Source organism: Prauserella muralis (genome assembly GCF_003202285.1).
GTDB lineage: Bacteria > Actinomycetota > Actinomycetes > Mycobacteriales > Pseudonocardiaceae > Prauserella_B > Prauserella_B muralis.
Genome location: NZ_MASW01000007.1, coordinates 315,492 through 334,293 on the forward strand (window position 1 = coordinate 315,492; position 18,802 = coordinate 334,293).

At 72.6% G+C, this 18,802-nt stretch carries 22 protein-coding genes; 18 read left to right on the forward strand and 4 right to left on the reverse strand.

Annotated features, from left to right (window positions below; translation table 11 throughout):
• Positions 1 to 34 precede the first annotated feature (34 nt).
• Positions 35 to 226, reverse strand: a complete 192-nt coding sequence (locus tag BAY60_RS31050; RefSeq protein WP_112284968.1) for a DUF2795 domain-containing protein — start codon at positions 224 to 226, stop codon at positions 35 to 37.
• Positions 227 to 315: 89 nt separating this feature from the next.
• Between BAY60_RS31050 and BAY60_RS31055 the strand changes: the two genes are divergently transcribed.
• Genes BAY60_RS31055 through BAY60_RS31065 form a run of 3 tightly spaced genes read left to right on the forward strand, consistent with a single transcriptional unit; the run spans position 316 to position 1,852 of the window.
• Positions 316 to 882 (forward strand): nucleotidyltransferase family protein, encoded by a 567-nt coding sequence (locus tag BAY60_RS31055; protein ID WP_425466509.1) that lies wholly within the window; start codon positions 316 to 318, stop codon positions 880 to 882.
• Entirely contained in the window at positions 879 to 1,142 is a 264-nt protein-coding gene (locus BAY60_RS31060) for a BON domain-containing protein (protein ID WP_112284970.1), read from the forward strand. The genes BAY60_RS31055 and BAY60_RS31060 overlap by 4 nt, the downstream gene beginning before the upstream one ends.
• On the forward strand, positions 1,139 to 1,852 hold the full coding sequence (locus BAY60_RS31065; RefSeq protein ID WP_112284971.1) for a metallophosphoesterase family protein: 714 nt from the start codon (positions 1,139 to 1,141) through the stop codon (positions 1,850 to 1,852). The genes BAY60_RS31060 and BAY60_RS31065 overlap by 4 nt, the downstream gene beginning before the upstream one ends.
• 91 nt (positions 1,853 to 1,943) lie before the next feature.
• Here the strand turns inward: BAY60_RS31065 and BAY60_RS31070 are convergent, their stop codons facing one another.
• Positions 1,944 to 2,654 (reverse strand): DUF2267 domain-containing protein, encoded by a 711-nt coding sequence (locus BAY60_RS31070; RefSeq protein ID WP_342769798.1) that lies wholly within the window; start codon positions 2,652 to 2,654, stop codon positions 1,944 to 1,946.
• Between the two features lie 123 nt (positions 2,655 to 2,777).
• On the opposite strand from BAY60_RS31070, the gene BAY60_RS31075 reads away from it, so the two are divergent.
• From BAY60_RS31075 to BAY60_RS31120, 10 genes are all read left to right on the forward strand, one after another.
• Positions 2,778 to 3,242, forward strand: coding sequence for a hypothetical protein (locus BAY60_RS31075; protein ID WP_112284972.1), 465 nt, complete (start codon positions 2,778 to 2,780; stop codon positions 3,240 to 3,242).
• Positions 3,239 to 3,601 (forward strand): DUF8129 domain-containing protein, encoded by a 363-nt coding sequence (locus tag BAY60_RS31080; protein ID WP_112284973.1) that lies wholly within the window; start codon positions 3,239 to 3,241, stop codon positions 3,599 to 3,601. Before BAY60_RS31075 ends, BAY60_RS31080 begins: the two co-directional genes overlap by 4 nt.
• Before the next feature lie 262 nt (positions 3,602 to 3,863).
• Positions 3,864 to 4,214, forward strand: a complete 351-nt coding sequence (locus tag BAY60_RS31085; protein ID WP_112284974.1) for an NADH-quinone oxidoreductase subunit A — start codon at positions 3,864 to 3,866, stop codon at positions 4,212 to 4,214.
• Positions 4,205 to 5,185 (forward strand): hypothetical protein, encoded by a 981-nt coding sequence (locus BAY60_RS31090; RefSeq protein WP_112284975.1) that lies wholly within the window; start codon positions 4,205 to 4,207, stop codon positions 5,183 to 5,185. Before BAY60_RS31085 ends, BAY60_RS31090 begins: the two co-directional genes overlap by 10 nt.
• The gene (locus tag BAY60_RS31095) at positions 5,178 to 6,104 is read left to right on the forward strand and encodes an NADH-quinone oxidoreductase subunit H (RefSeq protein WP_112284976.1); all 927 of its coding nucleotides are present in this window, start codon (positions 5,178 to 5,180) and stop codon (positions 6,102 to 6,104) included. The genes BAY60_RS31090 and BAY60_RS31095 overlap by 8 nt, the downstream gene beginning before the upstream one ends.
• A 28-nt stretch (positions 6,105 to 6,132) precedes the next feature.
• Complete coding sequence (locus BAY60_RS31100) at positions 6,133 to 6,696, forward strand: NADH-quinone oxidoreductase subunit J (RefSeq protein WP_112284977.1); 564 nt, start codon at positions 6,133 to 6,135, stop codon at positions 6,694 to 6,696.
• The gene (gene nuoK / locus BAY60_RS31105) at positions 6,693 to 6,998 is read left to right on the forward strand and encodes an NADH-quinone oxidoreductase subunit NuoK (RefSeq protein WP_112284978.1); all 306 of its coding nucleotides are present in this window, start codon (positions 6,693 to 6,695) and stop codon (positions 6,996 to 6,998) included. The genes BAY60_RS31100 and nuoK overlap by 4 nt, the downstream gene beginning before the upstream one ends.
• A gap of 8 nt (positions 6,999 to 7,006) precedes the next feature.
• Complete coding sequence (locus BAY60_RS31110) at positions 7,007 to 8,785, forward strand: proton-conducting transporter transmembrane domain-containing protein (protein ID WP_245992892.1); 1,779 nt, start codon at positions 7,007 to 7,009, stop codon at positions 8,783 to 8,785.
• A 16-nt stretch (positions 8,786 to 8,801) separates the two neighbouring features.
• A complete protein-coding gene (locus BAY60_RS31115) occupies positions 8,802 to 10,268 on the forward strand; it encodes a complex I subunit 4 family protein (RefSeq protein ID WP_112284979.1) in 1,467 nt (488 codons plus the stop codon).
• Positions 10,265 to 11,659, forward strand: a complete 1,395-nt coding sequence (locus tag BAY60_RS31120) for an NADH-quinone oxidoreductase subunit N (RefSeq protein ID WP_112284980.1) — start codon at positions 10,265 to 10,267, stop codon at positions 11,657 to 11,659. Before BAY60_RS31115 ends, BAY60_RS31120 begins: the two co-directional genes overlap by 4 nt.
• 138 nt (positions 11,660 to 11,797) lie before the next feature.
• Here the strand turns inward: BAY60_RS31120 and BAY60_RS31125 are convergent, their stop codons facing one another.
• Both BAY60_RS31125 and BAY60_RS31130 read right to left on the reverse strand, forming a co-directional pair.
• Positions 11,798 to 13,819: a VanW family protein gene (locus BAY60_RS31125; protein ID WP_112284981.1), complete on the reverse strand. Its 2,022-nt coding sequence runs from the start codon at positions 13,817 to 13,819 to the stop codon at positions 11,798 to 11,800.
• 113 nt (positions 13,820 to 13,932) lie between these two features.
• Positions 13,933 to 15,537, reverse strand: a complete 1,605-nt coding sequence (locus BAY60_RS31130) for a serine/threonine-protein kinase (protein ID WP_112284982.1) — start codon at positions 15,535 to 15,537, stop codon at positions 13,933 to 13,935.
• A 218-nt stretch (positions 15,538 to 15,755) separates the two neighbouring features.
• Here BAY60_RS31130 and BAY60_RS31135 point away from each other — a divergent pair, with 218 nt between their 5' ends.
• The 5 genes from BAY60_RS31135 to BAY60_RS31155 are packed head-to-tail and all read left to right on the forward strand — an operon-like array spanning position 15,756 to position 18,802.
• Positions 15,756 to 16,304 (forward strand): hypothetical protein, encoded by a 549-nt coding sequence (locus BAY60_RS31135; protein WP_112284983.1) that lies wholly within the window; start codon positions 15,756 to 15,758, stop codon positions 16,302 to 16,304.
• A 4-nt stretch (positions 16,305 to 16,308) separates the two neighbouring features.
• A complete protein-coding gene (locus BAY60_RS31140) occupies positions 16,309 to 17,352 on the forward strand; it encodes an SRPBCC family protein (protein WP_112284984.1) in 1,044 nt (347 codons plus the stop codon).
• Complete coding sequence (gene gvpJ, locus BAY60_RS31145) at positions 17,349 to 17,750, forward strand: gas vesicle protein GvpJ (protein WP_112284985.1); 402 nt, start codon at positions 17,349 to 17,351, stop codon at positions 17,748 to 17,750. Before BAY60_RS31140 ends, gvpJ begins: the two co-directional genes overlap by 4 nt.
• Before the next feature lies 1 nt (position 17,751).
• A complete protein-coding gene (locus tag BAY60_RS31150) occupies positions 17,752 to 18,546 on the forward strand; it encodes a GvpL/GvpF family gas vesicle protein (protein WP_112284986.1) in 795 nt (264 codons plus the stop codon).
• A gap of 4 nt (positions 18,547 to 18,550) precedes the next feature.
• The gene (locus BAY60_RS31155; protein WP_112284987.1) at positions 18,551 to 18,802 is read left to right on the forward strand and encodes a gas vesicle protein GvpG; all 252 of its coding nucleotides are present in this window, start codon (positions 18,551 to 18,553) and stop codon (positions 18,800 to 18,802) included.

Below are 18,802 nucleotides of genomic sequence, written 5' to 3' on the forward strand. Positions count from 1 at the left end.
CCGCCCTCGCCCGGGGGTGCGCTGACCCGGGCGCTCAGCTCTTCGAGTACTCCGCGCTCACGGCGTTGGGCCCGTCATAGGTGCGATCGGGCAGCGAGCGCAGGTGGTCGAGCACCTCGTCATCGGCGCCCTTGCTCTTCGCGTGTTCCACCAGGTCGTCGCGACCACACGGGTAGTCGACTCCACCGAGGTACTTCTGCATCTGCACGGGGTTGGGCTGCGGCATGGGGTCTCACCTCCGCCAGCGGCATACCCGTGCCCCCGGGCGGGTAACCGGCCACGGTGGACGTCGATCAGCAGCAGTTGCTCCGGACCATGACGCGGGTGACCAACGCGCTCCGCGCGGAGGGCATCCGGTTCGCGCTCGCCGGCGGCTGCGCGGTGTACGCGCACGGCGGGCCGCCGTCCGAGCACGACGTGGACGTGTTCGTCACCGAGCACGACGCGCCGCTGGCGCGCAAGGTGCTCGTCGCCGAGGGCATGCGGCCCGTCGACCCCCCGGAGGACTGGCTGACGAAGGTCTACGACGGGGACTGCCTCGTCGACCTGATCTTCCGGCCCAACCAGCGGCCCGTCACCACGGAACTGCTCGACCGGGCGCGCGAGCAGCGCATCGGGTCGGCCATGGCGCCGGTGCTGCCCGCCACCGAGCTGCTCGTGGACAAGCTGCTCGTGCTGGGCCCGCACCGCTGCGACTACACGCCGCTGCTGCCCATCGCGCGGGCACTGCGTGAGCAGGTGGACTGGCCGGCCGTGGTCAGGGAGACGGCCGGATCGCCGTACGCCAGGGCCTTTCTGGCCCTGATCGCGGACCTGGGCGTGGTGAGCGCCCGCGACGTCGCGGGCACGCCGGGCCAGGCCGCGGGAGGGAGTGACCGATGAGCGAGACGACCGGTGAGGCGCCGGAGTACCTCGCCGCGCGGCTGCGCAGGGTGATCGCCGAGGACTCGCGGACCGCCGAGCTCGGCATCCAGGTGAGTGTCCGGGGCGAGCACGTGTACCTGTCCGGGTCGGTGTCGTCCCAGCAGTGCAAGGAGGAACTCGACGCCGTGCTGCACGAGCGCGAACCGGAACTGCGACTGCACAACGACGTCCGCGTGGTGGAGGCGGGCGAACCGGGCGAGCCGGAGGTGCTGCGATGATCCGCATCGCGGCCGTCGGTGACGTGCATCTCGGCGAGGACGCCCAGGGCAGGCTGCGACCCGCGCTGGAGAAGCTGCCCGAGCACGCGGACGTGCTGCTGCTGGCGGGTGACCTGACCCGGCACGGCACGCCCGAGGAGGCCAGGGTGGTCGCCAGGGAGTTCCACGACGTCGGGGTGCCGGTGCTGGCTGTGCTGGGCAACCACGACTACCACGCCGACGCGGCGAGCGAGGTCACCGGCGTCCTCACTGACAGCGGCATCGAGGTGCTGGAGGGTGATGGCACCGTCCTTCCGGTGGGCGGCAAGCGGCTCGGCGTCGCGGGAGTCAAGGGCTTCGGCGGGGGCTTCGAGGGCCGCTGCGCCAGCGCGTTCGGTGAGCCGGAGATGAAGGCGTTCGTCGGCCACACCGTGGAGATCGCGGACAAGCTGCGCACGGCGCTGGACTCGCTGGCCTGTGACGTGCGGGTGGCGTTGCTGCACTACTCGCCGGTGCCGGACACGCTGCACGGCGAGCCGCTGGAGATCTACCCGTTCCTGGGCGCCTACCAGCTCGGGGAGGCCGTGGACGCGACGGGCACGGACCTGGTCCTGCACGGCCACGCGCACATGGGCACCGAGCGCGGCGTCACGCCGGGCGGCGTGCGAGTGCGCAACGTGGCCCAGCCCGTGATCCGCTCGGCGTTCACGGTGTACTGCCTGGACGCGTAGCGAGGACCGGTGTACGCAGGCGCGCCCGCCGAAGGCATCGCGAATCCGGCAGCGGTCGCCCTCGGCCGGGGCCCCGGCCGAGGCCGCCTTCTCAGCCGCCGGATCCGATGTCCAGCACGGCCTGGTCGATGCGCCGCGCCAGGTCGATGTCGGGCCGCGTCACGACGCCCTTCTGCCCGGTGCGCAGCACGAACCGCACGCCGTCACCGGTGGGCTCGGCGTGCGCGTGGTCGTTGAGCCGGCGGGCCTCGCGCTGTACCCGCTCGACCAGTGGGGGGACCCGGTCGGCGGGCAGGTTGACCTCGCGCTGGATGCCGGTGTGGTCGCCGGTCCAGCCGGTGAGCCCGCGCAGCTCCTGCTCGACCTCGGCGTCGGAGAGCTCGGTCGGCACCTCGGGGCGCACGCTCTCCGCCCGCGACGGTGTCTCGCCGTCGGCACCCAGCACCTCCAGCAGGTCGGAGCCGAGGCGGGTGCGCAGGTCGTCGACCATCGCCGGGTCCTGCTCGTCCAGCCCGTCGGTGACCGCCTTGGCGAGGTACCGGGCTCGCTCGGGCGTGGTGCGCAGCCGCTGCGCGACCTCGATGATCAGCTCGGTACCGCCGCGCAGCTCGGTCTGCCCCGGTACGAGCACGGCGTCGTCGAGGATGCCCGGCAGCTGCTCGGCCATCCGCTCGCGGTCCGCGGGCGGCAGGCAGTGCGCGACCGTGCTCAGCACGGCCGTTGCGGCGGCGCGCGCCTGCTCGGCGGTCTCCAGCTCCCCGCGCCGCTGGATCGAGGACGCGAGATCCTGGTACTTGATCACGGGGCTTCCTCCCTTCGCAGGCTGTGCGAGCCGACAGCCCGCGAGTACCCAGCCGGGGCCCGGCTATTCGGTTTCGCACACCACCAGCACGGGAAAGCTTCACTGCGACCGATGGGAGCGAACATGGGAACCGCCGTTGTCTGGGAGGGAGACACCGCCGCGCCGACCGTGCTCGTGCTCGATCCCGCCCGGGACGAGATGCACAGGGAGCTGCCACCGGACTGGCGGCAGCTGACCGGTGAGCGACAGATCGTGTGGTGCCAGCTGCCCGCCGCAGCGGCGCTGCCGGAGGCCCGCAGGTTGCTGGCCGAGCCCGACGCGCTCGGCAGGCCGATCGACGTGGTGACCTGCGGCGGGGTGCCCGACGAGGTCCGCAGGCTGGTCGCCGACCATCCCGGGCCGCTGCGTTCGCTGCTGCTGGTCGACCCCGACGAGGACGAGCAGCAGCAGCCGATCGACGGGGTCACGGTCCGCACGGTCGGCAGTCCCGGACGGTCCCGGCCGCTCGGCAGGGCAGATGTCCGGGAAGAGGTCGAGGCCGCGATCGCCGCCCTCGACGCCACGCTATCCGAGAGGAGTGACGAGTGACTGCGCAGGACCGCGAGAACCTGCCCCTCGCCGACTACGACCACCTGCCCGTGCCCGCGTTGCGCGACCGCATCCGTTCGCTGAGCCGGGACGAGATCGAGCAGCTGCGCGAGTACGAGCGGGCCCACGCCAGCCGGGCACCGGTGCTGACCGCGATGGACGCCCGCATCGAACAGCTGGAGCAGGGCGCGACCCCCAGTTCCGGCGAGCACGACGTGCGCCCCGAGCAGTCGCCGCCGACCCGGCACGGTTCGAAGGGCTCGCAGGTCAATGCCGACAGCGGCGGCGAGCCGGTTCATCCGCCGCCCCACGGCGTGCCCGCCCAGCCCGCGGATCCGAAGGCCGACAAGCGCCACTGACGAAACCCGCTCCCCGCACAGGCCACTGAGGACACCGATGTGGCGGCACCGTCGGCGGGGCCGGGCAGCACGACGGCGGCAACGCGAGCCGAAGGGCACCTTGGGTACGTACCGGGTACCCAAGGTGCCCTTCGGCTCGCCCCTGCGCGACGTCTGACCGAAACCACTGTCTCAACGCGACACACGAGCGCCCCGGTGAGCTGCCCCACCGGGGCGCTCGCCGATTCGCGGGCGAGCAGTCGCGCCCATACCCTCGATGAGTATGGGTGGTTTCGGCGGCGCACTTCTCGTGGTGGCGCTCGTCGCAGGCGTGCTCGGCGCGCTGTACGGCGGCGCCCTGCTGGTCAGGCTCGGCCGGACCGTCACCGGCACGCGCCCGTTCCTCTCCGGGCACGACCCCGCCGAGCATGCCGTGTCCCGCTTCCACGTGCGCTGGTACACGCTGACGATGATCTTTCTCGCCTTCGACATGGAGATGGTCTTCATGTACCCGTGGGCGCTGGTCGTCGCTGAACTGGGCACCAAGGCCGTCATCGAGATGTTCGTCTTCCTCGCCGTGCTCATGGCCGGCGTGGTCTACGCCTGGCGGGAAGGAGCGCTGCGGTGGACCTGACAGCGCGACTGCTGCGCTGGGCGGACATCCGCCCGCTGGTGGCCGAGGTGCCCGGGGGCACCTGGGCGCGGCTGGCCGTCGAGCGGCTGGCCCGCGAGCGGGGCTGGCGGGTCGCGGCCTGCCCCGCCGAGGCGAACCTGCTCGTCGTGGCGGGTACGCCGCACGCCGAGGTCGAGCCATACCTGCTGCGGGTGTGGCAGTCGATGACCGCGCCCAGAGCCAGGGCCGACGTCCCGTCCGGCCCTGCCGCCGCCTCCGCACTGGACGCCGCGGTGGCCGAGCTGCACGATCCAGCGCGACAACGGGACCACGCCGCCTCGGCCGTCCACAGTGGCCTGGACCCGGAGATGGCCGACCGCGACGCCGACCGCGACGGGCTCGCGCTCGACCAGCTGACCGTGCCGCTGGGACCCGTGCTGCCCGACTGGCCCGCCGGGCTCGTCGTGCACACCGTGCTGCAGGGCGACGTGATCCAGTCCGCCCGCGTCCAGCTGACCGGGCTGGCAGCCACCCGCGCCGCCGACGAACCGGTTCCGGCGGCCGCCGCCAGGCTCGACACGTGTGCGCGGGTGCTGTCCGTCGCCGGAGCGCACGACGCGGCGCTGGCCGCACGGCGGCTGCGCGACGAGGTCCTGACCGGCCAGGCTCCCGAACGCCGCCTGCAGCGCTGGGCTGCGTGGGTGCGCCGATCCCGGCTGCTGCGCTGGTCGCTGGCCGGCATCGGGCGGGTCGACGACGCCGACGCGCCGCCCGCACTCGCCGGGGACGCGCTCGCCCGGCTGCACCGGGCGGCGGAGGCCGTCTCGCACCGGCACGACGACCCGCCTCGGCACACCGACGCGGCACAGTGGATGGTGGAGGCACTGCCCCGGCTGCTGGAGGGCCGGGAGCTTGCCGTGGCGCGGATCGCGGTGGCCAGCCTCGATCCGGCCGTCGAGACGCTCGCGCACACGGAGGTGGCCGATGGTTGAGCAGGCCCCGTGGTGGTCGGCGCTGCTGCTGCCCGTCGTGCTCGCGGCGTTCGCGGTCGCGGCGGCGATGTTCGGCTCGGTGCTGACGGCCCGCACGGCGGGAACCGCGCCCGGGGTCGCGGCGGCCGCTCCGCTGCGGTCGGCCGCCGGGCTGCTCGTGCGGCAGCGCAGGAGCACACTCGCCGCGGATGCGCTGCTGTGGCGTGCGGCCGGTGTGGTGCTGCTGCTGGCGGGAGTGCTCGCGTCGCTGGTGACGCCGCTCGGCCGCTGGTCGGTCGGCGACCTGCCGGTGGGCGTCGTGTGGTTCAACGCGATGGAGGTCGTCGCCTGGGCGGCGGTGTGGCTCGCGGGCTGGGGAGGCAACTCGGCGTTCGGGCTCTCCGGCGGCTACCGGTTCGTGGCGCAGGGCGTGTGCTACGAGCTGCCGCACATGTTCGCGCTCACCACGGCGGCCATCGGCGCCGGGTCGCTGCGGGTGGCCGACATCGTGGCCGCACAGCAGCAGCTGTGGTTCGTGGTGTGGATGCCGGTGGCGTTCGCCGTGTTCCTGCTCACCGTGGCGGCGATGGCGTTCTGGCCGCCGTTCGACCATCCGCTGGGCCTGGACGTCGCGGGCGGCGCCGCCTCGGAACTGTCCGGTGTGGATCGGCTGGTGTTCCTCGCGGGACGCTGGGCCCTGCTGGTGTCGGGCTCGGGCATGGCGGTCGCGCTCTTCCTCGGCGGCGGCAGCGGTCCGCTGCTGCCCGGCTGGCTGTGGTCGGTGCTCAAGACGGCGGCCGTGCTGGCCGCGCTCGTGTGGGCGGGCAGGCGGCTGCCCACGGTCCGGATGGAGCGCTTCGCCGAGGTCGCCTGGCTGGTGCTGATCCCGGCGACGCTCGTACAGGCGCTCATCGTGTCCATTGTGGTCGTGGCCCGGTGAAGGGATCCGCGGCCCGTGGGAGGTAGGAATGTGGCAGCAGATCGTCTTCTGGCTCTGCGCGGCGGGGGCCGTCGCGTCCGGTGTCGCGGTGTTCCGGGTGGACTCGATGGCGCGGGCGACGTTCGCGCTGCTCGCGTCGTTCGTGTTCGCCGCCGTCACCGTGCTGCTGGTCGACCTCGCCTACCTGGGTGTGCTCGTCCTGCTCATGATGATCATGGAAATGGTCATCATGGTGCTGTTCATGGTGATGTACATGATGAACCCGGCCGGCCTGATGCCGATGACCATGGTGCACAACCAGAAGGGAGCACTGGGCATCTCCGCCGGGACGTTCGCGGTGCTCACCGCCGTCGTCTACCTCGTCGACTGGCCCTCGTCGGGCGCCGCGCGGCCAGCGGATCCCGCGCACGCGCTCGGTGAGGCGATCATGGGCTCGAAGATGCTCGTGATGATCGTGGTCGGGCTCGCGTTGTTCGCCACGATCGTCACCACGGTCGTGCTCGCCACGCACCGCGGGCGCTACGACCGCTACGGCGACCGGCTGGACCGGCGGAGTCCGGACGACCCGGTACGGGGAGGGGTCGGCCGATGAGTGTGCAGGACTACCTGCTCTTCGCCGCGGCGCTGTTCAGCGTCGGCCTCTACGGCGCACTGTCCCAGCAGTCCATCGTGATGATCATGATGGGGCTGGAGCTGATGCTGAACGCGGTGATCGTGGGCGCCGCGGCGTTCTGGTACTTCTCGTCGCCGCGGCAGGCCGACGGCCAGGTGCTCGTGCTCATCGCGGTCACCGTGATGGCGGTCGAGATGGCCGCGGGCTTCGCGGTGACCACGGCCGTGTTCCGGGCCCGGGACGTGGACATGACCGACATGACCGCGGACCTGAAGGGCTGAGGCCGGCGATGGTGTTGTGGTTGCTCGTCGGCGTGCCGCTGGTGGCCGGTGCGGCGCTGCTGCTGGGCGGGCGCAGGGCCGACCGGGCCGCGGCCCCGGCGGGGCTCGCCGTGTCGGCGCTGCTGCTGGGCCTGGCGATCACCGCGGCACTGACCAGGCCGGCGATCTCGGCGGAGTTTCTCGACGGCATGCCGTTCGCGCTGCGCGTGGACGGCCTTTCGGCGGCCCTGGTGGTGCTGGTGCCCTCGGTGCTGCTCGCGGTGCTCGCCTTCTCGGTCGGCGAGCTGGGAGCGCGGTTCTTCGGGCTCATGCTGCTGTTCGCCGACGCGATGCTGGTGACGGTCACCGCGACCGGCCTGGTGCCGCTGCTGCTCGGCTGGGAGGTGATGGGCGCGGCCTCCTACGCGCTCATCGGCTTCCACTGGGCCGAGCCCGGCCGGGCGCGCGCGGGCACGATCGCGTTCTTGGCCACCCGGGGCGCCGACCTGGGGCTGTACGTCGCGGCGGGGGCGGCGCTGGCCGGGGGCGCGGGCGCCCTGGGCCTGCATCAACTGGCGCAGCTGCCGGACGGCTGGCGCGACGTCGTGGCCGCCGGGGTGCTGCTCGCGGCGTTCGGCAAGTCCGCGCAGCTGCCGTTCTCCTTCTGGCTGTCCCGGGCCATGGCGGGCCCGAGCCCGGTGTCGGCGATGCTGCACTCGGCGACGATGGTCGCGGCGGGCGCCTACCTGCTGCTGCGGCTGGAGCCGCTGCTGGGTGCCACGCCGTGGGCCGGGTGGCTGGCGATGTGGGCCGGGGTGGCGACGGCGCTGGCTCTGGGCGCGGTCGCCGTCGTGCAGCGAGATCTCAAGCAACTGCTGGCGGCCTCCACGTGTGCCCAGGTGGGCTTCATGGTGCTGGCGGCGGGCGCGGGCGCCGTCGCGGGCGGCACGGCGCAGCTGGTGGCGCACGCGGCCACCAAGAGCCTGCTGTTCCTGTGCGCGGGCGCGTGGCTGGCCGCACTCGGCACGCAGAGCTTCCCCGGCCTGCGCGGCGCGGCCCGGCGGCACCCGGTGGTCGGTGTGACGTTCGCCGTGGGCGCGCTCAGTCTCGCGGGACTGCCCCCGCTGTCGATCTGGCTGGCGAAGGACGCGCTGCTGGCGGAGGTACTGCACCGGTCCGTGCCGCTGTACCTGCTCGGCCTTGCGGCGACCGCGCTGAGCGCCGCCTACGCGGGCCGTGCGCTGACGCTGGCGCTCTCCGCGCCCGCCCACGGGGACGCGCAACGGGTCGCGATCGGCCCGTGGCGGTGGGCGCCACTGCTGCCGCTGGCGGCGGGAGCGGCCGCGCTGGGACTGCTTGCCCTGCCGTGGCTGCCTCCGCTGAAGTGGCCGGAGCTGCTCGCGTCGGCGCTCGTGGCCGCCGCGGCGGCGACGGCGGCGGCCGCGCTCGTCCACGTCCGGGGTGAGGTTGCCGAGCAGGACGTGCTGTCGGGCTGGCTACGGCTGGAGCAGGCGGCTCGCCTCGCGGTGGTGCGGCCGCTCGATGCAATGGCGTCGGCGTGCGCCCGGTTCGACGAGCGCGTCGTCGACGGCGGCGTGCGGCTCAGTGCTGCCGTCGCCACGGCGGCAGCGCGGCTCGCCGGCAACCGCCTCGAGTGGTCGGTCGACGGCGCGGTGCGGGGCGTCGCGCGTGGCGCGCGGGCCATGGGCAGGCTGGCGCGCCGCCCGCAGACGGGGCAACTGCATCAGTACTACGCACAGGCGGTGGTCGCGCTGGCGCTGCTGGCACTGCTGCTGGTGATCTTGTGAGAGGAGTGTCGCACGCGTGCTGAGCATCGTGGTCTTCCTGCCGGTGGTGGCCGCGCTGGCCCTGCTGGCCGCGCCGGGCGCGAGCGACCGGGTGGTGCGCTGGACGTGGGTGGCGGTCAGCGCCCTCGTGCTGGCGCTGGTCGTGGCGCTGTGGATCGGCTACTCCCCCGGCGCCTCCGGGTTCGGCTACGAGACCCAGGTGAACTGGATCCCGACCGTCGGTTCCGGCTACCACGTCGGCGTGGACGGGCTGAGCCTGCCGCTCGTGGCGCTCACGGCCGTGCTGTTCCTTTCCTGCGCCGTGTACTCGCTGCGCGAGACGCACCGCGTGCGTTCGCTGGCCGCCCTGTTCCTGTTCCTGGAGACGGTGTGCCTCGGCGTGTTCGTCGCCCTGGATCTGTTGCTGTTCTTCGTCTTCTTCGATCTGTCCATCGTGGGCATGTACTTCGTGATCGCGGGCTGGGGGCACAGCGGCGCGGCGCGGGCCGCGGTGAAGTTCTTCCTCTACACCTTCCTCGGCTCGCTGGCGCTGCTGCTGGGGTTCATCGGGCTGTACCTGGCCGCGTCCCCGCACACCTTCGACATGCTGGACCTCACGCGGCAGGATCCGATGGCGGGCAAGGGCGCCGTGGCGGTACTGGTGATGCTGGCGATCGTGGTGGGACTCGCGGTGAAGACGCCGACGGTGCCGGTGCACACGTGGCTGCCCCCGGCGCATGTGGACGCACCCGCGGCGGGCTCGGCGATCCTGGCCGGGGTGCTGCTGAAGATGGGCACCTACGGCTTCGTGCGGATCGCCATGCCGATCCTGCCGCAGACCTGGCGCGCGTACGCACCCGTCATCCTGGCCGTCGGCATCGTGAGTGTGCTCTACGGTGCGCTCGTCGCCCTCGCGCAACGCGACTTCAAGCGGATGATCGCCTACACGTCGGTGAACCACATGGGCTACGTGGTGCTGGCGGTCGGCGCGGCGGCCATGCTCGCCGACACCGAGGCCCAGGCCCGTCAGCTCGCGGTGACGGGTGCGGTGACGCAGATGGTGAGCCACGGCCTCATCACCGGGGCGTTGTTCCTGCTGTCCGGCGTGCTGTTCGAGCGCGGCAAAACCTACGACATGGCCTCCTACGGCGGGCTGGCGCGGCAGCTGCCCGCGTTCGCCGGGATCACGGCGGTGGCGGTGTTCGCCTCGCTCGGGCTGCCCGGCTTCTCCGGCTTCATCGCCGAGTTCCAGATCTTCACCGGCTCGATCGGCGCCGCTCCGGTTCCGGTGGGCTTCGCGCTGCTCGGCGTGCTCATCACCGCGGTGCTGTTCCTGCGTGCCTACCAGCAGGTCTTTCTCGGACCCACGAAGACGCGGGTGGCCGGTGACCTGACCCTGACCGAGACCGTCGCGATCGGACCGCTCATGCTGCTGGCCGTCGCGATCGGACTGTTCCCGCGCTTCCTGCTCGACGTGATCGAACCGGCTGCGAGCGTCCTATGACGACAAGCCTGCTGCTGTCGCTTCCGGAGGAGATACTGGCTCTCGCGGCCGTGCTGTGCCTGCTGCTGGGCTCGTTCCTGCCGCGAGGGCGGCAGTGGGTGGTCCGGGTCGTGGGCGCGGCGGCCTGTGCCGGTGCGCTCGCCGCGACGATCGTGTTGTGGGGCAGGCAAGGCGGCACCGCCTTCGAGGGCTCGTACGCGGTGGACGCCGCGCTCGGCGGCACCCGGATCGCGGTCGTGGTGGCGGTGCTGCTCGTGCTGTGCCTGGCCACCGACGAGACCCGGGGTCACGCGCGCGAGAGCGAGTTCGTGGTGCTCGTGCTGTTGAGCGCGGTCGGTGCCGTGCTGCTCGCGGGTTCGCTCGACCTGCTGCTGCTCGTGGCGGCCTATCTGGTGGCGACCATCCCCCTGTACGCGCTGACGGCGTTCGCCAAGGACTCCCCCGGCACGGAGGCGGCGCTGAAGTTCTACCTGCTGGGCGCGCTGCTGAGTGCGACCATGCTGTTCGGCGTCGTGCTGCTGCTCGGGGCAGGGGGCGCGACGTCCTACGCGGGGCTGCGGACGGGCCCGGGTGCGGCGGTCGCGATCGGCGCGGTCGCCGTGCTGGCGGGCCTGCTGTTCAAGGCGGGTGCGGCGCCGGCCCAGTTCTGGGTTCCCGACGTCACCGAGGGCACGCGGCCGGCCGTGGCGGCGCTGGTGACCACGGTGCCGAAGATCGGCGCGCTGGTCGCCGTGTACCGCTTCGCCGCCGACGTGCTGCAGCCCGCCGGTCTGGCGTGGCCGGTGCTGCTCGCGGTGGTCGCGGCGGCGACCATGACGCTGGGCAACCTGGCCGCGTTCTTCCAGGACAACGTCCGGAGGCTGCTGGCGTACTCGACGATCAGCCAGGTCGGCTACGTGCTGCTGGCGGTGGTGGCCGCGACCCGCAGCACGCTGGCGCTGCCCGGGCTGCTGTACTACCTGGCCGGGTACGCGGTGACGAACGTCGGTGCGTTCGCGGTGGTGTGCGCGCTGCCGCGGGCGGCGTCTCCCGGTGACTACGGGGGGCTGCGGCGGCGGTACCCGTACCTGGCTCTGTGCCTGGTGGTGCTGCTGCTCGGCTTCGTCGGCACGCCGCCGACCGCGGTGTTCGCGGGCAAGGTGGCCGTGTTCACGGCCGCCTGGGACGCGGGCTACGGCTGGCTGGTGGTGGTGGCCGCGGTGAACACGGTCGCGAGCGTGTTCTACTACCTGCGCTGGATCGCTCCCGCGATGCGCGGCACCGAACCCGGTGACGCGATCGGCGCCCCTGCCCCGTGGTCGCGCGCCGCCGCCTACGCCACGGCCCCGGCCACCGTCGCGCTCGGGCTGCTGGCAGGCCCGGTGCTGGCCGTGTTGGCACCGTCCGGCTAGGCACGGCACCGAGCCGAAGGGCACCCTCGGCACGCATCCGGTACCCAAGGGCACCTTGGGCTCGCGGCCGTGGTGACGGATCCGGCGGCCGGCGGCGCGGTGTCCGGACCCGGGCTAGCTGTACCCGGCCGGGTACAGCTAGCCCGCGTCGGTGGTGGTCTGCCCGGAGTCCGGGTCCTGGCTCGGGTCCGGTTCCGGCTCGGTGGACTGGGTGGGCTTCGGGTCCGGTTCCGGCTTGGGCTCCGGCTCGGGTTCCGGTTCCGGCTCCGGTTCGGGACAGACGATCGCGGGCTGGCCCCGGTAGACGACCGTGCGGGTCTCGCGCCGGATCTCCTTGCCCGTCTCGGCGTCACGGATGATGCGCGTGTCGGTGTTGCTGAAGCCGCTCGTCCCGCTGCTGGGTACGCAGTCGCCGAGGGTGCCCGTCTCCGTCGGCGGCGAGGTGTAGTTGAAGCGCTCCCCGGTGACCGACTCGACCTGGTATCGCTTGGTGCCCCACAGCTTCACCGTGATGTCCGTCGGCGTCCAGATGGTCTGGATCGCGACGCCGGTGGGGCTGTCGTTGGTGAACTTCAGGTCGATGACGCTGCTGCCGTCCGGGTTCTGGTACACCGTCGCCTCGCGGGCCTCGGGATACCGGCTGATGTAGTAGCTGTGCTCCTTGTGCTCGGTGTCGCGCATCCCGGCGAAGTACGCGGCGTTGTAGAGCGTGGTCGCGAACTGCGAGATTCCGCCGCCGACGGCGCGCCCCGGCGCACCGTTCTCGATGATCCCGGCGTAGACGTAGCCCTGGTCCAGTCCTCTCGGCCCGGTGTGGCCGTTGAGGCTGAACGTCTCGCCCGGCTCGACGACGGCGCCGTTGACCTCCTTGGCGACCTGCCGGATGTTGATGCCGGAGTCGTAGGCGAACCCGCTGGTGGTGAACTCGCCGATGACCTCCTTGATGCCAAACGAACGGAGTTCGTCGGTGGTCAGCGACGCGGGCTGGTCGACGTAGGGCGCGGTGACGGCGCGTTCGCCCTGCCTGGTGAGCACGTCCAGCAGGCGCCGCAGCGTCACGTCCCAGTCGATGCCCCTGCCCGGCCGGGACTCCTCGATGCGCGGCCCGTTGCCCGCGAACACGATGCGGGCGTCCCTGCCGCGTTGCTCGGTGGAGGCCAGCGGCGTGCCTGCGGCGTCGATCACGGTCCGCTTGTCCAGGCGCGGGGTGAGGCTGCCGTCGTCGGCGGCGTCGAACCGCAGCGCTCGCGCGATCGCGTCGCGGGTGAGCACGGACTCCCGGCCCTCGCCACGGATGGTGATCGGCGCGGAGACGGCCGGGATCGCCACGGTCTCCAGCGCGGTGCGCACCGACTCGGGCGTGGTGCGCACCGGCAGCACGTCCACCGGCAGCCGGACCGGGTCGGGCGAGGCCCAGTGCCGCAGGATCTGCTCGGTCGCGACGTCCGCGGAAAGGCGCAGGCCGGGAGCGGGATCGACCGGGATGGGCGTGGTCCCGGCGAAGCGCACGGTGCCCTCGGCGGGTTCCCGGTTCACCTCGTCGAGCAGCCGCCGCACGGCGGCGGCGAGCCGCGCGTCGTCGGCGTAGGACACGACGCCGATCTCCTCGCTGGTGAACAGCGACGTCAGGCGCGTGAACGGGTTGAGCGGCTGGTCGGCCGCCTCGCGCACGGTCGCCGCCCAGTCCACGCGCAGGCGCACCTCGGTGGGGTCGAGGGTGTGGGTGACATCGCCCGCGTCGAGTTCGACGGCCTCACCCAGCCGGGGCTGCAGCTGCTGCCGCAGCACCTGCTCGGCCTCGTCCTGGCTCAGCCCGGCGACGTCCACACCGGCGATGGTCACGCCGCGGCGCACGTCGCCTTGGCTGACGAGCAGGTCGAGGGCGTAGATCAGCGCGAGCGCGCCCACGACGGCACCAGCGATGATCCCGGCCCTGCGCAGTGCCGGCCTGCGCGAGCGCTGGGTGCCGGCAGCGGCATCGGATCCAGGTTCGGGCTCGGATCCGGCAGCGGCATCGGACCGGGGTTCCGGCTCGGCACGGGACTCGGCGTCCGCACCGGAATCCGCATCCGCGCCGGAGTCGGAAGCGGGCTCCGGCTGTGCCGGCTCGGGCCCGTCCCCCTCGGTCTGCTGTTCGGTGGAGCTGTTGTCCTCGTCCAAGGCATCCCCGACTGGTGATCACTGAAATGACGGATCTGGCGGCGTGAGCCGGACAAAACTATCTCACCAGGCGCGCATGCCCGATCACGGACCCCGGCCGCCGGGCCGAGACGTCAGTTGTCGTCATCTTCGCCCGGTTTGTCCCGGTCGCCGCCCCGTCCTTCGTCGCCCTTGACCTTGCGCGAGGACAGCACCTCGTCGGAGTCGATCAGCGGCGTCCCGTCCACGATCACCATGCCCAGGCGGTGCGCCTCGCGATAGACGTCACCGCCGCCGACGGTGAACTCCAGGCCCACCCGCACGGTCTCGTCGTCGAGTGCCCGTGGCCCGCTGACGATCTCCACCTTCTTGATCTCGCCCCAGAACCGGTCGTAGCTCTCCCTGCCCTGCGCCTGCAGCCCCGGGCCGAGCCGTTCCCAGGCGCTCTCGGTGTCGCCGGGCACCAGCGCGTAGTAGTCGGCCACCGCCTGTTCCAGCTCGCCCTCGGAGACCTCGGGTGCCGGTTCCGGCGCCGGACTGGACGGTGGCGGTTGCTGCTCGGTGGGCGGCGAGCTCAGCTCGACGCTGGACGATGCCGAGCCGCCTGCGGGCGTCCTGCCCGCGGTCGGCTCGCCGTCGTCGGCATTGACGATCAGCTCGGCGACGAGGATGCCGATCGCCGCGGCGGCGAGCACGGCCAGTGCGGTGAGGGCGATGCGCCTGGTGGAACGTTGCGGCCTGCGCCCGTCCGGCGAGGGCCGCACGCCGGCGGGCGGGGCCTGCGGGGGTGGCGCGGGATGCGACATCCCGGTGGCGGGCCGCATGTCCACCCGTGTGGCCGGGCGCCGGGGCGGCGCAGCGGCCATCGTCGCCGGGAGGGTCGGCGGTTCGGCCGCGGGCGGCACGATCGGCATCCGGCCCTCGGCCACCGCCTGCAACCCTTCGGCGACCTGCTGCATGGTCGGCCGCGCGGACGGCTCCGCGCGCAGCATGGCCTCCAGCTGCGGGGTGAGTGGCCCGGCCTGGCGCGGCGGGATCACCTGGCCGGTGGCGACCGTGTGCAGCAGGGCGATCTCGTTCTCGGTGTTGCCGAAGGGCGGGACGCCCTCGACGGCGGCGTACAGGGTGGCGCCGAGGGAGAAGACGTCGGAGGCCGGGCCGGGTTCCGCGCCGCGCGCCGCCTCCGGGGACAGGAACGCGGGGGTGCCCGCGAGCAGTCCGGTGCTCGTCACCGTGATGTCGCCCGCGGCGCGGGAGATGCCGAAGTCGGTGATCTTGGTGACGCCGTCGGTGCCGAGCAGGATGTTGCCGGGCTTGACATCGCGGTGGATCACCCCGGCCGCGTGGGCGGCGACGAGCGCGGAGGCGACCTGGGCACCGATGCGCGCCACCTCGACCGGCGGCAGGGTGCCGCGCTCGGCCAGCACGGCGGAAAGGCTGTGCGACGGCAGGTACTCCATGACCAGCACGGGCGCGCCCTCGTGATCGGCCACGTTGTAGACCGAGATGGCGTTGGGGTGCTGCAGCCGCGCGGCGATGCGCCCCTCGCGGAACGCGCGCTGCCGGGCCTTCTCCCCCTCGGTCTCGTTCAGCCCGGGAGGCAGCAGAAGCTGCTTGACGGCCACCGTGCGGTCCAGGCGGTCGTCGACGGCTCGCCACACGACACCCATGGCGCCGCTGCCGATCCGGCTCAGCAGGCGGTACCGGCCCGCGACCAGCCGACCCTCGTCGTCACTCAACGGTGCCTCCCTGTCACCCCGACAGACTAGAGCGTCGCCCTCCACGGCCCCGCCAAGGACCCCGCACGCGTTGCGCCACCTGGAGCAATCCTGCGGTAACGGGAATGGAAGCGTTTTGTTATCACTCGCCGGTGGTAACTCGATCGGGTCCCCAGCCCGGCGGGTTCGGCATCGAACCTCGCCCGGGTCAACCAGCTGATGATCGAGGGAGATCGATCGTGAAACGCGGTGCACAGGTGGCCGTCGCAGTCGGCGCCGGCTACCTTCTCGGCCGCTCCCGCAAGGGGCGGCTGGCGTTGATGCTCGCCGCGGCGAGTGCCACCGGCAAGGTCGGGGGGCCCGGTGCGCTGCTGCGGCAGGGAGCGGGCAAGCTCGCGTCCTCACCTGAGCTCGGCCAGATCACCGAGAGCGTGAAGGGCGACCTGCTGGGCGCGGCCAGGTCGGCGGCGATGTCGGCGGCCACGGAGCGCATCGGCTCGCTCAACGAGCGCCTGGCCTCCGGTGGTGCCCCGCGTCGCGGCGGCGCCGACGACGAGCAGGACGACACCGGCCAGGAGCCGGAGACCGCTGAGCAGGGCACCGAGCGGGAGGCGGAGGCCGACTACGACGAGGCCGACGCCGGCGACGAGCAGGAGCCCGAACCCGAGTCCGACTCCGACGAGGAGCAGCGGCGGCCGGTCCGGCGCAGGCGGTCGGCGCAGCCACGCAGCTCCGGCCAGTCGCGCGGCTCCACGCAGCGGGCGCCCGTGCGGCGCACCCGGAGGTGATCGTATGGCCACCAGGACGGCGCAGCGCGCCAAGAACCAGGCCCGCGACACCGCGGGGCGCGCCGCCGGCACGGCAGGCAAGGCGGGCGGCGCGGCCCAGTCGGCGGATCCGTCCGACCAGCTGCGGCAGGCTTTGCAGGACCTCACGGGAACACTGACGACGCGTGCCGTGAAGGCGGTGACGGGGCGGATCGGCTCGACGGCCGAGCGGCTCAACGGTTACGCGTCCGGCAACGGTTCGGGAGGACTGCTGTCGGCGCTCACCGGCAAACCGGCCCTCAAGGCCGCGGTCGGCGCCGGGCTCACCGGGCTCAAGGAGAAGCTCGGCAGCGCTCTCGGCGGCGGTGGCGGCGGCAAGGGCTCGGACGACCCGCTCAAGGTCACCAACATCGTCGAGAGCATCGACGTGGGCGTGCCGGTGGACCTGGCCTACGACCAGTGGACCCGGTTCACCGAGTTCCCGACGTTCATGAAGAAGGTCGAGAACGTCGAGCAGGTCTCCGACGAACGGCTCAAGTGGAAGGCCCAGGTCTTCTGGTCGCACCGCACGTGGGAGTCCACGATTCTGGACCAGGTGCCTGGCGACCGGATCGTCTGGCGCTCCTCCGGTGAGAAGGGCTACGTCGACGGCGCGGTGACCTTCCACGAGCTCGCACCGAACCTGACCCGCATCCTGCTGGTCCTCGAGTATCACCCGCAGGGATTCTTCGAGCGCACCGGCAACCTGTGGCGCGCGCAGGGCCGCCGGGCCCGCCTGGAGCTCAAGCACTTCCGCAGGCACGTGATGACCGAGTCACTGCTCCATGCCGACGAGATCGAGGGCTGGCGCGGCGAGATCCGCGACGGCGAGGTCGTCGACACCGGTGAGTCCGAGGACACCGAGTCCGGCGAGTCCGACCAGGACACCGAGGACACCGACGAAGCCCGCGAGCGCGAGTCCGAAGAGGACACCGACGAAGCCGGCGCCGAGCCGGAACCCGAGGACACCGACGAAGCCGAGGAAAGCCCGCGCCCGAGAAGGCGCGGCACCCGTGGAGGCCGTTCATGACCACAGCCGTTCAGCCGGCCGGAGGCGGAGGGGGAGGCGGGTTCGACCGCCCGTCCTCCTCCAGCCTCGCCGACGTCATCGACACGATCCTGGACAAGGGGCTGGTGATCGACGCCTACGTCCGCGTCTCGCTCGTGGGCATCGAACTGCTCACCATCGACGCCCGGATCGTCGTGGCCAGCGTCGACACCTACCTGCGCTTCGCCGAGGCGGTGAACCGTCTCGACATCTCCGACAACGAGCAGAAGGGGTTGCCGGACCTGATGCAGGACATGTCCCAGGGCGGCGCCCGATCCAAGACGAAGGGCGCGATCGAGGCCGCAGGAGACAAGCTGCGTGACTTCCTCGGTGAGGACGAGCAGGCACAGTCCGCAGGCAGAGGACGGAAGGGCGACTGACATGGCGCAGCAGACCGAGAAACCGCGGGAGGACACCGCGGAGCAGACCGTCTGTTACGTGTACGGCATCGTGCCCGCCGACGTGGAGACCGACCCGGAGGCGCGGGGGGTGGGCGACCCGCCCAGCCCCATCGAGGCCGTCCGGCACGGCGAGCTGGCGGCCCTGGTGAGCGAGATCAGGGCCGACCGGCCGCTCGGCAAGCCGGAGGATCTGGCCGCACACGCCCGCATCCTCGACGCCACGTCGGCCGAGGCGCCGGTGCTGCCGTTGCGCTTCGGCGCCGTGCTCACCGGCTCGGAGGCGGTGGAGCGGGAGCTGCTCGCCGAGCACCACGACGAGTTCCACGCCGCGCTGCAGGAGCTGGAGGGCAAGGCCGAGTACGTGCTCAAGGGCCGCTACGACGAGCAGGCCGTGCTGCGCGAGATCGTCACCGAGAACGAGGAGGCCGCGCAGCTTCGCGAGGAGATCCGCGACAAGCCTGCGGACGCCACCCGCAACGAGCGGATCGCACTGGGCGAGCTGATCAACAACGCCATCGCCGCCAAGCGCGAGGCCGACACCCAGCACGCGCTCGACGCGCTCGGCGAGCTGGCGACGACCGTCAACGTGCGCGAGCCGACCCACGAGGAGGACGCCGTGCACGTCGCGTTCCTCGCGGAGGTGGCCGCACAGCAGGACCTGGAGCAGGCCGTCGGCGAGCTCGCCGGCGAGTGGCGGGACCGCGTCGAGCTGCGCCTGCTCGGGCCGCTCGCGCCGTACGACTTCGTGGTCACGCAACAACCGCAGCAGGAGTGACGAGATGGGACTGCTCTCGCTGGTGTTCGGCCTTCCGCTGGCCCCGGTGCGCGGCGTGATCGCGCTGGCCGAGGTCATCCAGGAGCGGGTCGACTCCGAGCTGCACGACGCCTCCTCCGTGCGGCGTGACCTCGAGGCCGCCGAGCAGGCACGCGCGGCGGGCGAGATCTCGCCCGAGGAGGAGCGCCGGGTGCAGCAGGAGGCCATGGAACGCATGGCCGCGCCCCCGGCGGACAGCGCGCCGGGAGAGGAGTGA